We start from the raw sequence: 20,526 nt of genomic DNA on the forward strand, positions 1-20,526 counted from the left end.
ATAGAGGGAAGAATAGAAAAAAATCGGGGTTCAAAAGCGGATCAAGTCTTGTAGTGATCAGCCTCTGAACCCCGAAAAAAAGTAAAGTTGATTAGATGAGGCCTTTCTCTTTTAATAAGCTGTCCAGGTCCATTCCCTTCTCTTTAAGGTACTCTTCGCCCGGTATCTCTACTGAACTGGCGCCGCCGCCGTAGGAGTACATGAGCAGGCCTTCATTGATCAGCGCTCTCATGGCTGCTTTAACAACATCCTTGTCTTCGCCTGAGCTGGCAGATACCTCTTTGATGATATCTTTTTCTTTAAGCTTCTTCTTGCCTTTCATCTTTAAGCTGTAGTCATAAATTATTTTCTGTATCTCACGTTCTTCCATAATGCGTCCCCCTTTTATATATTAATTGGGTTTATTTTGGTAAAACTAAATTAATCTTTACGCCTTGAATTGTCAAGTTGAAAAGTCATATGGGAAGCGGCCGCTCAGGCCGCTTCCCATAATTTTATCAGTAACTGTTTTCCGTTAATACTTAAATGCTGCTGATGTTCTAAGGGTGTCTCTCATGAATGTGAAGTCATCAATGTGCTGGAACGTGAACTTGATGCCTGTTTCTTTAAAGAAGGCTTCCCAGCCGATCCTCTCTATCCACTCGCCGACCCTCTCATGCTTCTTTGCACCCTTTTCATAGGTCTCAAGGATGTTCTTGATGGCGTCAACCACTTTCGGCCACCTTGGAGGATCATTGTAGAAGAACGGGATGGCAAGTTTGGAGAATTTAGGATCTGTTCTCAAACTGCCTATCTTGCCGCCTACAACTATTGCAACGCCGTCCTCTTCCGGATTATGAATATCGATCGGAGGGCAGACTGTGAAACAGTTTCCGCAGTACATACATTTCTCTTCATTGATTGTGATAGTCTTTTCTTTCGGGTTCGGCCTGATAGCTGCTGTAGGGCATGAACCGATAGTTGTCGGGATCTCACATGACTTGGTAACCATCGCATGGTTGATCACAGGCGGTTTTCTGTGAACAGCAACAACCGCTATGTCAGAGCAGTGAACAGCGCCGCACATATTAACGCAGCATGCAACTGCAAGCCTGACTTTGTTAGGAAGCGATTTTGTAGTGAAATAGTCATGGAGTTCGTCCATGATAGCCTTAACAAGTCCTGAAGCGTCTGTGCACGCGCTGTGGCAGTGTACCCATCCCTGAGTGTGGATGATATTGCTTATCCTCGGCCCGATTCCTCCGACAGAATATTTCTTCTCTTTAAGGTCAGCAAGGAGACCCGCAACTTTACTTTCGTCAGATACGAGGAACTCAATATTGTTCCTTGTAGTGAAGCGGAGGTACCCGCCGCAATGTTTCTCTGCAAGGTCGCAGATCTCGCGGATGGTAACTGTGCTCAGGATCCTTGGAGATGCGGCCCTTACGGTAAATATCTTGTCGCCGCTCTCTGCCACATGCACCATTGTGCCGGGTGTCAGGACTTCGTGATACTTCCATGTGCCGTAATTTTTCTTAATGACCGGCGGCAGAAATTTTTCATAATGCGGTGGTCCTATATCGGTTTGTCTTGCTGGTAATGACATATAATTTCCTCCTTAATTTATATTGATTATTATTTTTCGAGATCGCTTTCTGACCAGAAGAAGAACGGGTCTTTTCTCGGCTCATATACCTGCTGCGGCTGAGGTTCAACACCGATAGCCTCAAGGAAAGGCCTCATGCCTTTTACTTCGATGAGTTCGCCTATTCTCTCTCTAGGTTTGGCGTTGTCATCCCACCACTCGATTATGCTTACGATCATATCTGTCAATTCTTCATAAGGAGCTTCGCACTTAATGAACGGAACAACAACCCATGAAAGAAGTGAACCCACAACGATTGGCGCCTTGCTTCCGATAAGGATGGTTGCGCCTTTCTCTTTACCCGGCCTTAAAGCCTTTGTCATCTTTGCGATACAGTGCATGCACCTGTTGCAGTCAGCATCAGCGATCTTGATCTTGCCGCCTTCGAAAGACATGCAGTCTGTAGGACACATCTCGATTATCTCTTTCTGGATGTCCATACCGGCATCAGCATAATTCTTGACCTCTGCCTGATCTATCTGGATCGCGCCCTTCCATGTGCCGATAATTGAACAGTCTGCGCGGGCTATAGCAGCAACGCAGTCGCATGCGCAGCCTGATACCTTTATCTTGAATTTGTAGGGGAATGACGGTCTGTGCATCTCATCCTGGAAATGCTGTGTAAGAGAGTTGCAGATATCCATTGAATCGATATTTGCCCACTCACAGCGTGCTTTTCCTACGCAGCAGCTCGGTGTTCTCATTGCTGAGCCTGAACTTCCGAGGTCCCATCCGCGTGATGAATATTCTGCAAAGATAGCTTCAAGCTTATCAGTGGTTGTCCCGAGAAGAACGAGGTCACCGGTGGAGCCGTGAAGGTTTGTGAGTCCGCTTCCGTATTTGTCCCAGATGTCGCAGATCATCCTGAGCGCTTCTGCAGTGTAGAAGAAACCGCTTGGCTGATTGAGCCTTACTGTGTGGAAGTGTGCAACTCCGGGGAACTCTTCGGGCAGAGAGGAGTATCTTCCGATAACACCGCCGCCGTAACCGAGAACTCCGACGATACCGCCGTGCTTCCAGTAGCCGCGCTTGGTGACATAGGACTTCTCAACCTGGCCCAGCTCATCATCTGCCATGTTCGGCATGGAGCTGCTTAAGCTTGCCTTCTTGATCTCTGTGACGAAACTCGGCCATGGGCCTTTTTCCAGTTCGTCAAGCATTGGGGTTTTGTACTTACTCATTTATTCCTCCTTGTGGTATTGAGGTTTACAAGAATTATCTCTTGTACATTAAAAATCTATTATTTATCAGCGTGAATGAGTCCGCTTATAAGCAATGGTATGGCTTGACACAGAATGCCATGATAATATGTTGAACATTTGGAAATCAAATAAGAAAATCTTATTAATTAATCATGGATACTTATTTTTGCCTGACAGACTTAAGGTTTTGACGATTCTTTTTATACATTTCCTTGAATAGTCAGCTGTCCTGGACATATAATGCAATAATCTATGGAAATCATTACAACACATATCAATGCTGACTTTGACGCTGTTGCCTCAATGGTAGCTGCAAAGAAGTATTATCCCGGGGCGGTTCTGGTCTTTTCAGGTTCACAGGAGAAGAGTGTCCGGGAATTTCTGGCATCCTCACAATTAGAGCTTGATGTTAAGAGCTTCAAGGAAGTTGCTCTTGATGATGTGGAACGACTTGTCATAGTTGATATAAATTCCTCTAAAAGGATAGGGGGCTTTTCAGAGATATTCGGCCGGAAGGGGCTTGACGTGCATGTTTACGACCACCACCCGTCATCTCTTAATGGAATTAAGGGGCACAAGATGGTGATCCAGAATGTAGGCGCCACAATAACGATATTTGCCGAGATGCTCATGAAGGATAAGGTGAAATTGTCGCCTGCCGAAGCAACACTCATGATGCTTGGGATATATGAAGAGACAGGCTCTCTTGTATTTCCGGGTACGACTGTAAGGGATATGAATGCAGCAGCTTATCTCCTTCAGAATGGGGCAAATCTTAATATTGTCTCAAGATTTATGAGCAGAAAACTTGGCCCTGAGGAAATAGACCTTCTCAATGAGCTTATGCATTCGGCAAATGACTATGTCATACATGAGGCGAGGATAAAGATAGCCAAGGCTTCAAGAGATGACTATATAGGAGATATAGCGTATCTTGCGCATAAGGTAATGGATGTAAAGGATATTGACGCGATATTCCTAATCGTGATGATGGGAGAGAGGGTCAATATAATTGCAAGAAGCAATGTTGCCGAGGTGAATGTCTCTGAAATGCTTGAACCTTTTGGCGGAGGCGGCCATCACGCTGCCGCATCAGCAGTGGCAGGGAATATCTCTCTTGAAGATGCAGAAGAGAGACTGCTGAAGGTGCTGAATGACAAAGTTCATCCCACAAAGACAGCATCTGACATCATGACAAGTCCGGTCAAGTCCATATCCTGGAAAAGTTCAATAGCTGTTGCTGAAAAGAGCATGACGAGATTCAGTGTAAATGTTCTGCCGATACTAAAAGGCACTGCCTTTTTTGGGACAATATCAAGAGAAGCGGTTGAAAAAGCGCTCTTTCATGGTTTCGGGGATAGCCTGGTATCAGAGTTCTGCACAACTGATACGCAGACAGTTTCGCCTTCAACGCCGTTAAATATGGTGGAGCAGCTTATGATAGAGCAGAATCAGAGATTCATGCCTGTTTTGGAAGGTCAAAAGGTGATCGGAGCCATTACACGTACCGACCTTCTAAGGTCTATCTATGAGAGCCTTTTAAGAAAGGGCAGGCTTGAGACAGGCGAGCCGCTTAGGGATAAACCTTCTATCGGAAGGAACCTCGCGTCAATTATGAGGTCAAAGTTTCCTGAAGAGGTCTTCAAGCTGCTTGTGCTTGCCGGAGAAGTTGCTGAACAATCAGGATTTTCCGCATATCTGGTCGGCGGTTCTGTTAGGGATCTGAAACGCGGTGAGTCAAATCTGGACATTGATATCGTAGTAGAAGGTGACGGCATAGAGTTTGCCCGGGATCTCGGCAAGAGGCTCAAGGCAAAAGTGAAGGCGCACCAGAGATTTGGGACTGCGGTTATTGTCACAGACTTTCTTAAATTTGATGTGGCAACTGCAAGAACAGAATATTACGAATCCCCGGCCGCGCTGCCTCAGGTGGAGATATCCTCAATAAAAAAAGATCTTTACAGAAGGGATTTCACTATAAACACTTTGGCTGTCCTGCTTAATCCCGGCAAGTTCGGCCAGCTTCTGGACTTTTTCGGAGGTCAGAGGGATATCAAGGAAAAAACCATAAGGATACTCCACAATCTTAGCTTTATCGAAGACCCTACAAGGGCGTTCAGGGCGATAAGATTCTCAGAGAGGTTCGGCTTTAACATAAGCAAGCACACAATGAACCTGATCAGGACAGCTGTGCGCATCAATTTGTTTGACAAACTGTCAGGCGCAAGGCTTTATGACGAGCTGAATCTCCTGTTTCATGAAACTGAACCCGCAAGAGCGATCAAAAGGCTCTCTGAATTTGACCTTCTCAGATTTATCCATCCTTCAATTAAACTTACAAACGGGCTCCTTAAGAAAATTGAGGCTCTCCATGAAGTTTATGTATGGTTTAACTTGCTGTATATTGAGGAAAATATCAATATTACCCACCTCTTTCTCATAGCCCTTCTTGAGGTGCTTGATGCTGAAGAAAGGGAGAGCGCGTTACAGAGGCTGAAAATGCCGGCAAGCGTAAGAAAAGAGATTATTGAGAGTATTTATAAATCTGACAACGCATTGAAAGGATTGAGAAAAGCATCTGCAAAAGAGATCTATCACATCCTTTCACCTCTTACGATTTCCGCCATCCTTTTTGCCATGGCAAAGGCAAAGGGCAACGAGGAGAAGAAAGCAATTTCCCTATTTCTGGTAAAGATCCGCAGCACCAGAACGGAACTGGCCGGCAAAGATTTAAAATTAATGGGCTATAAGACCGGCCCTCTCTTCAAAAAAATATTCAAGGCAATTATAGATGCAAGGCTCGAAGGTCTGGTCAAAAGCCGTCAGGATGAAGTGAAATTTGTAAAGAAACAGTTCCCGGTAAAGGGGAACTTCTTAGAGTGACTTAAGAGCTGCATATATATATATAATAAAAAAAATAACATAATTCACTTGACACGGCAACTCAAGTATGGTATTTTTTTAAATCTGTAAAAGGATATATATATATAACAAGGGGTAGAAAAAGATATTACTTGTGCATTTGCGCGAGTAAATTTTATTACACTTTACATAGACAAATTAAGCAAGATAAGATAAAAATAATAATTTTTTATAACTATAGGATTCCAATAAATCTCAGGAGGAATGATGAAGAATTCAGTCAGTATGAAAACCGGGAGTTTCCTTTTAATCTTTTTGCTTGTTATAGCAGTTGCATTTATCCCAGTAAGCGGTTTCAGTGAAGATCTGCCGGATGTTATTCATGTAAAGGAATTCAGTATCATAGGCAACAAGGCGATGGATACTGATGATATACAGGCCTGCCTTGTAGATTATACAGATAAAGACTATACACTTGAAGGACTGAAGGATATAGCGGATCGCATCACCGACCTCTATGAGCAGGAGGGATATGGACTGGCAAAGGCCTACATCCCCAAGCAGGCGATAGAAGACGGGATAGTCACCATTGCGGTTGTTGAAGGTGAGCTTGGTTTCATTGAGGTCACTGATAACAAATACTATACCAGCGAGTATGTAAGAAACTGGTTTTCTCATCTGAAGAGAGATGCTGTAAGAGATCAGGACATAGAACGCGCAATCCTCCTTGTAAACGATACAAATGCATTAAATGTCACAACCGCATTCAGAAGGGGCAATAAGCCCGGAACCGCCGATCTCATTGTAAAGGTCGAGGATAGCTACCCATTAAATCTTGACCTGGAATACAGCAACCATGGCAACCCGCTTATCAGCAGGGACAGGTTTGGTATTAACCTGCAGGCAGGACTGAGCCCGTTCAGCGGGAGCGAGATAAGCATTAGAGCCCTCATGGGCAAGAGCTTTGACAAGACCTTTTACGGCCTTATCAACTATGAAACCCCGATCGGCTATCAGGGAGCAAAATGGGGATTGAGATATCTGTACGCTGATTACCTTGTAGGCGGAGACCTTGAGTCGCTCGGCATCGAGGGCGAGTCCCAGATTCTAGGCGGTTATATCAAATATCCATTTGTCAGAACGAAGAAACATAACTTTTACACAACGGTCGGGTTTGATTACAAGCATATGTTTGAGAGAGTTATGGATGTTCAGAAGAGCAATGACGACCTGAGTGTCGCGTATCTCAGGCTCGATTACGATGTTATAGACAGATTCCTCGGGGATAAGATGCTTGCAAAGAACTATGTTGCACTTACTTATTCACACGGCTTTAATAAGGTCTTCGGGAGCCTCGGTAATGACGAAGAGGACAATAACAGTGTATTTAAAGCAGACGGTAAGTTCGACAAAATTAACCTTGACGTTGTCAGAGTGCAGAAATTATGGAAAGACATTATCGTTCTTGCTAAAGGTTCAGGGCAGTATTCAGAACATATACTCACCTCAGGCGAGAAGTTCAGTATAGGCGGTGCTAACTCTGTCAGGGGCAAACGTCTCGGAGAGTTCGTTGGTGAAAAAGGATACCTCGCGTCACTTGAGATCAGTTCTTCATATCCATTCATTTGGCTGAAGAACCTACTCATGCTCGGCAAGAAGGTCAGTGACGAGGATGTTAAGAAGACGATACGCGCGGTTGCATTCGGTGACCATGCCGGCGTATTTTTGGTTGACAATGGTGCAAATCCGGAAATCAGCAAAAACAATTCAGACTATCTGACAAGCATAGGTTTTGGAGCAAGGCTCTATTTATTTGACAGGGTTGATGTTAAGTTTGACGTAGGCTATCCGTTATGGAAAGGTGATTTTAACTGGGGCGATAGCATCACCTATGTCCAGGTTAACTATAACGCTGTAAAGTTCTAAGCCGTATTTAATTCAAAAACAGAAGTTGACAATTTAAATAAATATGATAGTTATGATATTAAACAATAAAGAAGAGTCAGGAGGAGGGGTCAGATGTTAAGTAATTTAATGAAAAAGATTTCACAGGTTTTTCTTGTATATCTTTTAACCTGGGGGCTGATATTCCCGTCGTTCATCTTTGCGGCGGACCTGCCGACAGGCGGGACGATCACCGGCGGTCAGGCAACCATCACCACCGGCGCTACTAATCTTGACATCGACCAGAGCAGCAACAGGGCCGTGTCTGAATGGAACAACTTCAGCATCGGCAACGGCTTCACGGTCAATGTGAACCAATGCCCGACTTGCGCCCATTTGGCTATGGACGTCGGCGGGGATATATCCTCAATCTACGGAACTCTTAATGCCCAAGGTGCGTTCTGGCTCTCTAACAGCAGAGGCATCTATGTAGGACAGTCTGGCGTATTTAATGTGGGGAACCTCCTCCTCAGCACATTGAATATTTCCGGTCAGGACTTCATGGCAGGTAATTTTCATTTTGCACAGGACCCTAATTCTCCTTTAGCATATATATTTAACAAAGGCACTATTAACGCTGCAAACGGCGGTTATGCAGCCCTCATAGCTCCATCTATAATAAATGAAGGCATAATCGGCGCAAACCTCGGTAAGGTCTATGGAATCGCAGGCGAAGAAGCTGTCCTCAACTTTGGCGGCGACAGCCTTATCGGGTTCACTGTTGACGGCGCAGTTACAGACGACATCATCGGCCCTGACGGCAATCCTGTCAGCGCCAATATAATGAATAACGGCATCATTCAGGCAAACGGCGGCGAGGTCGTACTCAAGGCAAACACAGCTTACGGCGTAATTAAATCAGTGGTTAATAATTCAGGCGTTATCGAGGCAAGATCCTTTACGAATAGTAACGGAAAGATAGTCCTTGACGGCGGCGACAGCGGTATTGTTGAGAACAATGGGATAATTACAGCTTCAGCAGCAGAAGCTGGCGCAGACGGCGGTGACATTCAGATATCAGGTGATGTTATCAGCAACGCAGGCACTATCACGGCAGATGCCGGAGACAACGCTACTGCAGGAAACATAGATGTAATAGCAGACTCTCTCCTCACTCTTGAAGGCACAAGCCGTTTATCTGCTCGCGGAGCTGATGTTAATTCTGACGGCGGCGACATCTATCTCTGGTCAGATGACGACGCTTTTGCTCTTGCCGGTCAGGTCATTGATATATCGGGCGGTACGACATCAGGCAACGGCGGCACTGCTGAGTTAAGTTCCGGTGATTATGTATCATTTGACGGTTCGATTCTCGGTTATTCACAGGGCGGTCAGCAGGGTTCATTTATAATCGACCCTCCTTCTGCGTCTATAAGCGGTAATATTGCGGCTAACACAACTGTTTGGGCTCAACAGGATATAACAATCACCGGCAATGTCACGGTTGATACGTCAGGCGGAAGTGTTGCGTTATATCTGTTGGCAGACCACGATGACTTCGCTACTTTCCCTCTTCCTCCTAACCCAGGAGATTGGCAGCCAGGAGGCGGTTATGGAACCATTCAAAACAGCGGCGGCAACTGGACGATATCAGAGATAGGATTTGCGGGAACATCGACTGTTCATCTTTATGCTTCTGACTTTTTACCAGGCAATGATATTATCGGTACTGACTTGTCACCTATTGACTTGAGGGGGATTAACGAGACAGTTATTGCGGTCAGAAATGATCCTAACGGAAGCAATGGGAATAATGTCTTTTTAGCCGGTGATGACCTTGTTATCAGAGGAGACTTATACCTCGGCAATTTAGATCTTGAGACTACCGGCACTATTACCCAGACAGCTGCGCTGACAAGTATCGCGACTCTTGATATTAATGCCGGAGGTGCGGTAACTCTATCTGATGCAGGTAATGATGTTCAGACACTGACCGCAGTTACGAGTAATGCCGCGATAAATTTCAGAGATACTGACGATTTCGCGATTACTACTGTTAATGCCGGGGCCAATACCGTAACACTTACATCAGGTAACGGGATATCGGATGGCGGCGGTGCAGAGCCCAACATAACGGCTACCACGCTGACCGTACTCGGAAACTCGACATTCGGTATGGGAGACACAATTGAGACGGCGGTATCAACCCTCGCTCTTACAACAGCCAATACATATATCGACAACACCGGAGCGTTGACCATCAATGATTCAACAGTGGGAGGAGCGCTTACAATTACAAATAGTTCCTCTATAGCTCTGAATAATGTTGATGCCGGAGGCTTTACTGTTAACCTGACAGCTGGCGGAGCGATTACAGACGCCAACGGTGGCAATAACATAACAGCCGGCACGCTGAATATATTTGGGAATAGTGTTGGCGTGGGGAATGCGATAGAGACAACAGTATCTAACCTTACCCTCACGACAGCAGCGACAAATATCAGCAACACCGGTGCGCTTACAGTCTATGATTCAACAGTGACCGGCCAGCTTGACCTGGCAGGCAACGCTGGAATAGCGTTGTATGAAATTACTGCAACCGGCCAGACAGTTAATCTGAACGCAGGCGGGGCGATAACAGATCTCAATGGGGGTCCAAACAACGTAACAGCCGGCAGCGCCTCATTCCGTGCTGTGACAGGAGTTGGAACGGCGGCTAACGCGATTGAGACTGATGTAGATAATCTTGCTGCAGCTGTTTCAGGCGCAGGTGACATATATATCAGCAACACCGGCGGGACTAATATAACTACTATCAACGGAGTAACAGGTTTATCAACAAACAGTAGTGACATTAATATTCAGGATACCAGCACTATCACTGTAAGTTCTGTGGTGAACGCGGCTTCTGACGGCGATGTCACTCTCCATACAACAAGCGGCAATATAGCTATAAATGACAATGTGAAGAGTTCAGCAGGTGCAGGGGGAACTGCCGGTGACGGAACAGGAATAATAACTATAGATACTGACAACGGATCCCTGACAACAGATGGAACAGGGACCATAATGACCAATGGTACTTTTTATCTTGATACGATAGGCGGCGCAGGCGGCGCCATAGGTACCGGCGCCAATTATTTAAGCACATCAGGCACCGGATCATTAAATGCGGTAAACTCCGGCGCAGGTAACGACATCTTTATAACCCATGCAGGCAATCTGAATGTGAACGATATCACGTCTATTGATGATATCAATCTCACAACAACAGGCGGCGGAAATATTAATGATAATGACCCCGGCACTGCTATCACAGGCGATCTTCTTACCCTTAATGCAGGCGGCGGCATAGGGACAGCTGACACACTTAATGTATCTGTCAACAGCCTTTCAATCTCAGGCGCAGGCGGAGCTGTTGATATCACCAACGCCAATGCTGCGGGAAGTTCAATACTGAATGCTTCAATGGGCGCACAGGACTTCGCTTACCTCGGCGCGAATAATTTGATCGTCGCTTCAGTAACAGCAGACGATGTCATCATCAAAACAACAGGCGGCTCCATCCAGGACGATGCTGACGGCGCGGTTGACCTTACGGCAAACAGGGCGTCACTCAGCGCAACAGCCGGCATCGGCGACTTTAGCATTCTTGAGACAAATATCGACCAGCTTGCTGCTGCATCCACTACTGCCGGAAATATCGTTATCTGGAATACAGGCGGTACAACGATTCAGAACCTTAGCGGCATGACAGTCGGTTCTCTTACCGGCGTAAGCGGATTATCAACAACTGCAAGCGATATAACCATTGAAGATACGTCAACAGTAACAGTAGCGGCGCTTACAAATGCGCAGTCTGACGGCAATGTATCTATACATACCACAAGCGGGAACGTCGCCATCAATGCCAATGTTCAGAGCTCAGCGGCAGCTTCAGTCCTCGGTGACGGCACAGGTGCAATTACCATTGATACTGATGCAGGCGCGATCACAAATGCTGGAGGTGATATAATTGCATACGGAGCAGGCGGAAGCGCAGTGCTTAATGCAACTACTGGCATCGATGCAGACACCAACGTAATTGACGTTACAGCGACCAACTCCACAAGCGGCAATATCATCATAGATGAGACCAACGCCCTTGACATAATCAAGGTTGAGCAGACTAACCAGGGCAGCATCACAGTAACCTCCGGCGGCACAATGACCGTCACGGCAGGCGGCACAGGTGTATTTATAGATGATGCAGGAAATGTGGATGCAAATAATGATATCACTCTGCAGGCGACCGCAGGCAATATCGTAATCGACAACATTATTTACAATGATAGCAATAACGCTGGTGCTGATATAATTTTCACCGCAAATACCATTGTATCGCAGGATATTATTTTTAGCGGCGCAGGTGACATAAGAGCAGGCGGAACCGCGGGCACAGACAGCGGCGATGTCAATATGGATGCTACGGGCACCATCACCCAGAGCGGCACGGGCGATATAATTACCAGGACCTCAGGCACCAGTGGGACAGGCGATGTCTATATTAATGCTACGGGAGGCTTCGCGCAGACCAACTCATTAGCAGACATCAATTCAGGCGATGAGGTTCAGATAGGTGTTCTTGGCAATGGTGTTGCGACACCTGCCATTGATATCAACGGTGTCGGTATCACAGCGGTTGATGATATCACAGTAACCTCTTCATCAACTCTTAATATCGGCGACGATGCAAGGATTCAGACGACTAATGCAGTTGGTAATATCGCGCTTACGTCAACAACCGCATTGACGGTTGTAGGCACTTCAAATATCGCATCAGCAGGCACAGGCGGCACATCACTCGATATCTCAGGTTCAACCGTTACAATGACAACAAGTCAGGCTGGTATTGATGAAATTACTGCGGCAGGTGTTGTTGATATTGACGCTACTGCAGGCGATGTTGTTATCGGTACTGCCGGTGTGAATATGACTGACCTTGACTTTGAAGGCGATACAACCATTGACGCTCACACAGGAACGGTCTTCCAGAATGACGGAACAATAGACATAAACGGGTCACTCGCCGTTGGTATTGACGGATTTGATACAGCCAATTTCACTCAGGATGCAGCAGCAGGTGATGATGCGATAGCTGATGCGATACTTGCTAATGTCGTGCTCATTTATACTGACAATAATATAACAATCGGGAGCAACTCTTCAGATGATGCGATAGAGGCTGATCTTGCAGGCGCAGGCGGGGTGAGACTCTTCGCTGGTGGTGATATAGTCGTAAACGGGGCAGGCGATGTAGAAGCGTCAGGCGGCACAGTTGCTGATAATGTTCAGCTCACTGCCACAATTGGCAGCGTATTACTCAGTTCAACTGGCGGTCTTATGACCACAAATGGCGGAGCATTTACCGGCTCAGGTAGTGTCATTATTGATGCCAGCTCAGCGATTGATATTGACTCAACCAATGCAGGCGCTTTTATTACATCTGACGATGATGTTTTAATAGGCCAACTCATACCTTCATCAACTGTTGATATAAGCGGCACGGTAACGGCAGGTGATCTAATCACCATAGATGCATCAAGTAATATCACTATCGACCAGAATGCGCTCCTCACAACAATTGATAATGCCCAGACAGGTACGATCGATATAGGTTCAACAGGCGGCGCCATCAATCTTAATAACACAGCTCAGATAGACGCAAACAATGACGATGACTCAGCTAACCTCATTATGGCAGCCGATTCAATGAACCTTATCTCCGATAACGCCACTGAGATGAGAGCTGGCGGATATGCGGACCTCAGGGCTGACAACGGCGATATCGTTTTCGGAACATCAGCAATCGCTACAGACCTTATCGCAAACGGCCCTGACAACAGCGGCGGCAATGACGGGTATGTCTATGTAGAGGCATCTCAGGATGTAATACAGACAACCGGCAGCGGCAGTAACATGAGATCCAATAATGCATCTGTATCAGTGCTTGCAGGCAGGGATATCTGGATAGACCCGATATGGGCTAATACCTTTGTTGACCTTGCGGCATTTGATGATGTGACTATAACCGGCGATGTAACTGCGAACAACGGTTATATATACATCCGCGGCGATCATAACGCTGACGGCACTGGCAATGTGGATATCACTGGCGCAGGCACAGACATATTGGCAAATGACGGCGACGGCGATGGTGACGGGGTCATTTGGATGCTCGGAGAGGATGTTAATATCGGCGTCGGAACGACGATCACTGCTGACGGCAGTGACACTGACGGAGATGTAACACCAGGACGTGAGTTCGGCATAGCTGTACTCGCTCAGGATGACATCACCTATGACGGCACATTGACCGCAACAGGCGGAAGCATTTATATGTACGCCGATGCGCCGGTCAATTTACTTCCAGGCACCCATTCACATTCAGCAGTAGCATTCCCCGGACTGACTGAGATAGCAAATGTGGGTGATGCCGGAGAGCCTGACGGATCAGGCGATATCATCAATGGCGGAAGCGGTATTCTTCAGGCAGTAGGCCTCACAAGCGACATAGTTATGAACGCACCCACAGCCATCACTATTGACAATAATACTGAGGCTGGCAGGAGCGTTCTTGTTTATTCTGCAGAGGGCATAACTGTGAATACCGGTACAGATGTCGCCGCACTTCACGGCCATGTGATAATGTACGCTGACTCAGTGAATGACAGCGATGGAAACGCATTTGCCGGAGCAGCCGGCGGAGACGGCATTGGAAGTTTCAACATGCAGAGCGAAAGCTCTATAGTCGCAAGCCTTGCAAGTCCGACCGAGGGTTATGTATATCTCTACGGCCGTGACGCAACCCTCTTTGATGTTCAGGCATACGGACAGGATGACCCGTCAACAGGGCGCAGTATAATGGTAACGACCAATGATCAGGGCGTTGACAATCCGCTCGATATCACAGTAAACGGCGACCTTGACAGCAATTACATAGGCGGAGACATAGTCTTCAATATGACAGATTCAGGCGGCGTTGCAACATTCGGCGACTTGACACAGGCACCCGGCATGCAGTGGACATCAGCCGGCACTATCCTTTTTGACAGCGCAGCGGCAGGCCAGCTTAATGATGTAGTGCTTCAAGGCAGTATCACAACCACCGAGGCGATGGATATAACCACCTATGATAATGGAGTCGACACAGGTGATGTAACTCTTAATACCGCCGGCACGATTCTCATAGGCGGCACCCTGGACATTACATCAACAAACGGCACGATCTCTCAGAGCAACGGAACCGTGCAAACAGATCTCGGTGCCATAAGATATTCTGCTGATACGATAAACCTGACAGGCGGCACCACATACGCAACAGGCGGCAACCCAGGCACCGGCTTTATTGCTATGACTTCTACCGGTGTATCCAGCGGGGTAGGCAACCTTACAACCAATAACCTAATTGCTGAGGCGACTGACGCAGGTGACTATGCAATCAAGCTTACTGCACCTAACACAGGCACAGTCACTGTGGGCGGCACAGTAACAGCAACCGCTATTGCAGGCCTTACCTTTAGGGTCGATCCGGGAACAGTTGTGTATAACAATGATGTCCTTGTGAGCGGCGATATCACTGCGTGGGCGACAGGAAATATTGATACAGCAGATGGTGTTGAGCTCCGTTCGACAGGCGGCGATATATTTCTTTATGCTGATAATACATCTCTTGGACTCGGAAGTGTAGACAACGGCGCAGGCGACTTCACAGCAGGCTCAGGCAGCGTGATAAGGGCTGATGCAGGCAATGTGGAAATTGCCGGTGAGAATGTAACTGTCTATGATGTACAGGCTGAGGAGAGTGCGGGCACGATAACGATCGAATCCGACAGGAGCGACGCAGTAGCCGGTGATGGTGATGTAAATGTAAAGGGTGATGTAAGGGCTTCTGCAGTTTCCATCGAAGCTACAGGCGGCGATATTGTTATGGATTCAGGAACCTCCATAGCTGCCACAAACGGGAACGCAACCTTGTCAGCTTTTGATATGACCCTAAATGATGTGAGCCAGCTTACAGGAAACATAAGCATAACTTCTGACAACAATATGGCTCTTAACGGGGCTATTAATAACGAAGATAGGGATGTTGCCCTTGAAGCCACAGGCGGCGCTATCTCAAGCGGCGTGAACGGCATGGTAACCGGTGATGCGGTTGACCTTGCTGCCGGACTCGGCATAACTGCAAATACGACAGCAACAACTCTTGAGGCTACTGCCACAGGAGGTATTATCAACATAACCGAGACAGATGGGGTCGCAATCTCAGCAGGCGGCATCTCTGCCGGAGGAGCAAACGCGATAGCTCTCACTGCAGGCGGTGATATCGACCTTACCGGAAATGCCATAAACGGCAATACTACTGTTGATGTTACGAGTCAGAACGGTTCCATAACAGACAGCATTGGCGGCGGCAATATCACTGCTTCCACAAGTATAGCTCTTTCAGCTGCAACCGGAATTGATGTAGATACCAATACAGGCTCTATCGAGGCTGTAAACACCGCAAGCGGAAACATAAACATTACAGAACTGGCAGCAGGCGGAGACCTTACGATTTACAGCAACGGTGTGACAAACGCTGGCAACGGGACAGTAACTATTAATGTCGAAAGCGGAAGTTTGACAGTAGACGCGGGCATCGCAGCAGGCGGAAATGTTGAAGCTGATGCTACAAGCGACCTTAATGTAAATAGCACCGTAACCTCAACCGCAGGTTCTATTGACCTTGCAAGCAGCGGTTCAGATATTAACGTGTCAGGCGGCTCACTTAATGCTGCAACAGCTGTTATTTTAGATGCGAATCAGGCTGTTGACATAGACACTGTATCAACTGTTACTGCCGGTGCATATGTCGACATTACAGCTAATAATGGTGATGTGACAATTAATGACTCAACCGTAAATGCAGGCGATTATGTATATTTAGAAGCCAGTTCAGATGTCTTTATTGAGAACGGCTCTGAGATCGGCGCGGACACTTCCGTGGAGATGTATGCATTAGATAGCGTTGAAGTGACAGGATTCTCCACAGTAAAAGCGGGCACATCAGTGACTTTGCATACAAATGATGATTGGGGTGATATACGCATATATGATTCAGAGATCGGCGCAGGTACAGATGTTGATATATATACACAAGGAAGCATGACCTATCTCGATATCGAGAACTCAACCATTACCGCAAGCGGTTCAGTAGCTATATCTACAAATCAATGGTTATCTGATATTTATTTTGACACCGTAGATATCGGCGCAGGCACTTCTGTTGAGGTATATACGATGGGAGGTTCGAGCGATATACAGTTCGATAACTCAAACATGACCGCAGGTTCCTCTGTCAATATATCTACTGCCGACTATTGGTCGAATATAGATATAACCGGTACAGACATCGGTGCTGGGACATCAGTCGATATCTATTCATATAACAGCCATGTAATTATTGACGACTCCAGTATAATCGCGGATGGTAATATTTCTATATCAGCTGGCAGTATTATAGATCCAGACTTAGGCTATATAAATATAGTCAACGGTTCAATCATCGACTCTGATGAGCATGTGGAAATATTCTCCATTGATGACGGGATATATATTGATGACGCATCAATTATCGCTGATGAATATGTTGATATATATGCTGAAAACGAGATCGATATACAAAATGGATCAGACATCGGCGCTGATACATATGTAGATATTTATTCAAACGCAAGCCATGTGTATCTGGACGATTCTCCGATTACCGCAGGAACGTATGTTGATATACTTGCGGATGAGTATCTCTATATCGGTGCAGGCTCAGAAATTAATGCGACAGGAAGCGTTGACCTTGAGTCGACTAATAGCTGGGTAGAGATAAATGAAAACATTGTCGGCAATGATGTTTCTGTCATTGCTGATAACGATAGTATTTATATCACCTCACTTCTTGACAATACAAGCGGCGGATATACTTTCGATACTGGCGGTGCCATTTATACATTAGGCCTTGACCTTGATATAACCGCAGAGTATGTAACAGCGCTCTCAGATATATACACAACCGGGTTACCTGACACAAATGGAGGAAATGTATCCATTACCACTACGGCCGGCGACATTGACCTGCTTAACGTCACAACAGACGGCGGCCCAGACGTGTTCTTGCTTGGCGGCTATAATGCCGGAGATGTGACACTTAATTCCGCAGGCGACCTGACGGTCGGCGATATCAGCGCACAGGGTAGTGACGCAGGCGTAACCAGCACCTTCTCAGGCGGCGCAGGCGGAAGTGTATCAATAACAGCCGATGCTGCATTAGCTGTTATTAATGTAAGTGATATCGATACCACCGGCGGAGCAGGCGACGGAGCCGGAGCTGCCGGAACAGGCGGGAACATAGACATTATGGGTGATTCCGCAACGGTCAACCATGCAAGCTCATTCATTACAGGCGGCGGAGACTTAACAGTAGAAGCCGGTGTGCTGAACATAGATGTAGTAGACACCACAGGCCTTGCTGACCAGGCAGGCGGTAATGTGATCCTTACCTCAACAATTGGCGATATAACAATGGCAGGCAACATCACAACTGACGGCGGCATAGCAACAGTCGGAGCCGGGCAGAATGCCGGAAGTGTCGATATAACCTCTGCCAATAATTTAGACATGTCAGTCTCAGATATCAGTGCGCAGGGCAGTGACGCATTTGCAGCCAGCGGAGCAGCAGGCGGATCAGGTGCGGATGTAACCATAACGGCCCTTACAGGACTTGTCAGTGTTCAACTTTCCAACATAGACACGACAGGTGGCGCAGGTGATGGCGGAGGATTTGACGGAGCAGGCGGCTCAGTAAATGTCGCGGCATACACAGCATTAGTAAATCAGTCCGGGACAATCACCACAGGCGGCGGAAACGTTGAAATTGATTCCATACTCATGAATGTTGACACGATAGACACGACCGGGGGGGAAGATCAGAATGGCGGTTATGTAGATCTCCACACAAATGTTGATGAGCTTAACGTAGTTTCAATAACCACGGATGGCGGTGTGCTTTCAGCTCTGGCTGGGACCAATGCCGGTACTGTGACGCTTGATGCTGCAACTGATTTGACTACAGGGGATATCAGCGCACAGGGCGCGGGTACAGGCACAGGCGGTAATGTCACTATAACTGCCGAAGACACCGCAACAGTAAATGATATTAATGCAAGCGCAGGCGTGCCGGCAAGCGTGGGCGGTGACATATCGGTTACAGCTGATACAGTGGTTACCAACGCCTTAACAGACATTATGACCAATGCCAGCGTTGATATTGCCGGAACCTTTGGGGTTGACCTTAACGGCACGATCGGGAGCGGGACAGCAATAGGGACAGATGTAACGCTTACCTCTGCAAACGGGATAGTAGATATAGGCGGCAACGTAACAGCGAATAACAACGTAACAGTCAACGCAGGCAGCAACGTGACAGTAGGAGCAGTTACGATAACTGCTGATAACAATACACTCGCAGGCGGCAGCGTTTCATTGAATGCCGACTTTGATAACAACAGCGCAGGCAACGTAAACCTTGCAGACGGCTCAATAGTAATAGGCGAGACGGTAACATTGACAGGCGTGAACATCGCAGCAGACGTAGTAACTGCAAGGAATGGAGCAGGCGCGGCAGTCACGGTGGTCACGATCACAGGCGATGAGAACGTGACACTGAATGACACTGTAACAGTCGTAAGCGCAGTAGACGGTGATATAGATGTAACAGCCACGGCAGGCAATATCAGCCAGACAGCAGGGCAGGTGATTGCGAACAACGGCGGCGTTAGGATGACAGCCGGCGGCAACATAGACGTGATCAACATAGTAGCCAATGCCAATAACTTCGGCACAGACGCCATCAAGCTCACAGCAGACGGCAACGTAGGCATAACCGGAACAGGATTAGACGCAGTAGATGTATTAGGAGAGAACCTCAACATCTCAATAGACCCTGTTGACGTGACAATAGGCGCGGCAGTAACAGCATCTGGTGATGTGACAGTAGTGGCAGACAACAACATCACAGTTACCGCAACAGTAACAGCAGACAGCGACAACGACGACACAGGAAATGCGAACCTTACAGCAGATAACGATTCAAGCAGCGCCGGAGACTTCGTAAGCACAGGCGCAACGATCGTAGGCGAGAACGTAACAATAGGCGGCTACAACGTAGCAGCAGGCACGCTTACCGGAGAATATGACGGATTAGCCGGCAACGGAAGCGTAACTGTGAACGCACAGAATAATGCAACAATGAACGGGGCGGTAACGGCAGGACAGACAACCGGCACGATAGATATCAATGCAGTTGCTGGCAACGCAGTAACAACAGCAGTGACAGGAACCCTTGACGCAGGCGGCGCGGTAACAGTAGACGCAGGGCTTGATGTAACGATTGCCGCAACAGTGGTCAGCGAAACCGGCACGATAGGTATCACAGCAACAGACGGAAACGTAACAACAACAGGAGCAGGCGCAACACTGACAGCCAATACGTTAGGCGGAACAGTGACCGTGACAAGCGGGAACAGCACAACGATTGGAGGCATAGTAAGCGCGGCAGACGGAGTATTAGTGAACGCAGGTAACAACCTTGCGATCAACAACAATATAGTCGCAGACTTTGTTGCAGGCGGACCTGGCGATGCAAGCCTGAACGCAGATACAGACTCAAGCAGCGGCGGCGATGTCACAATGGGCAACGTCCTGGTAACCGGTCAGAACGTAACCGTGACCGGATACAACGTACAGGCAGATGCCATAACAGCAGATGTCAACGCAACAATAACAGCGCAGAACGACGTGCAGTTAGATGATGCATACACAGCAACAGCCGGAATAGCAACAGTGACCGGAGGCAGGAACGTAACATCAGCGGCAGCCGGA

6 protein-coding genes are annotated in these 20,526 nt (G+C 47.3%); 3 read left to right on the plus strand and 3 right to left on the minus strand.

The features are described 5' to 3' along the window. Positions 1-91: 91 nt before the first annotated feature. The 3 genes from Q7U10_05320 to dsrA all read right to left on the minus strand — a co-directional run bounded on the left by Q7U10_05320 (position 92) and on the right by dsrA (position 2,805). On the minus strand, positions 92-370 hold the full coding sequence (locus Q7U10_05320) for a hypothetical protein (protein ID MDO8282031.1): 279 nt from the start codon (positions 368-370) through the stop codon (positions 92-94). A 144-nt stretch (positions 371-514) separates the two neighbouring features. Beyond that, entirely contained in the window at positions 515-1,585 is a 1,071-nt protein-coding gene (gene dsrB, locus Q7U10_05325) for a dissimilatory-type sulfite reductase subunit beta (GenBank protein MDO8282032.1), read from the minus strand. Between the two features lie 29 nt (positions 1,586-1,614). Next, a complete protein-coding gene (gene dsrA, locus Q7U10_05330; protein ID MDO8282033.1) occupies positions 1,615-2,805 on the minus strand; it encodes a dissimilatory-type sulfite reductase subunit alpha in 1,191 nt (396 codons plus the stop codon). 273 nt (positions 2,806-3,078) lie between these two features. Between dsrA and Q7U10_05335 the strand changes: the two genes are divergently transcribed. From Q7U10_05335 to Q7U10_05345, 3 genes are all read left to right on the plus strand, one after another. Beyond that, positions 3,079-5,709 carry a DHH family phosphoesterase gene (locus Q7U10_05335; GenBank protein ID MDO8282034.1) on the plus strand — a complete coding sequence of 877 codons (2,631 nt, stop codon included), beginning with the start codon at positions 3,079-3,081 and terminating at the stop codon, positions 5,707-5,709. A gap of 243 nt (positions 5,710-5,952) precedes the next feature. After that, positions 5,953-7,614, plus strand: a complete 1,662-nt coding sequence (locus Q7U10_05340; GenBank protein MDO8282035.1) for a ShlB/FhaC/HecB family hemolysin secretion/activation protein — start codon at positions 5,953-5,955, stop codon at positions 7,612-7,614. A 93-nt stretch (positions 7,615-7,707) separates the two neighbouring features. After that, a partial coding sequence (locus Q7U10_05345; protein ID MDO8282036.1) for a hypothetical protein occupies positions 7,708-20,526 on the plus strand: 12,819 nt, incomplete at its 3' end.

Source organism: Thermodesulfovibrionia bacterium (genome assembly GCA_030646035.1).
In the GTDB taxonomy this organism is placed as follows: Bacteria; Nitrospirota; Thermodesulfovibrionia; order UBA6902; family UBA6902; genus JACQZG01.

Coding starts and splice junctions, on each gene's coding strand:
- Q7U10_05320 (MDO8282031.1), bottom strand. CDS start 370: ATGGAAGAACGTGAGATACAGAAAATAATTTATGACTACAGCTTAAAG.
- Q7U10_05335 (MDO8282034.1), top strand. CDS start 3,079: ATGGAAATCATTACAACACATATCAATGCTGACTTTGACGCTGTTGCC.
- Q7U10_05340 (MDO8282035.1), top strand. CDS start 5,953: ATGATGAAGAATTCAGTCAGTATGAAAACCGGGAGTTTCCTTTTAATC.
- dsrB (MDO8282032.1), bottom strand. CDS start 1,585: ATGTCATTACCAGCAAGACAAACCGATATAGGACCACCGCATTATGAA.
- dsrA (MDO8282033.1), bottom strand. CDS start 2,805: ATGAGTAAGTACAAAACCCCAATGCTTGACGAACTGGAAAAAGGCCCA.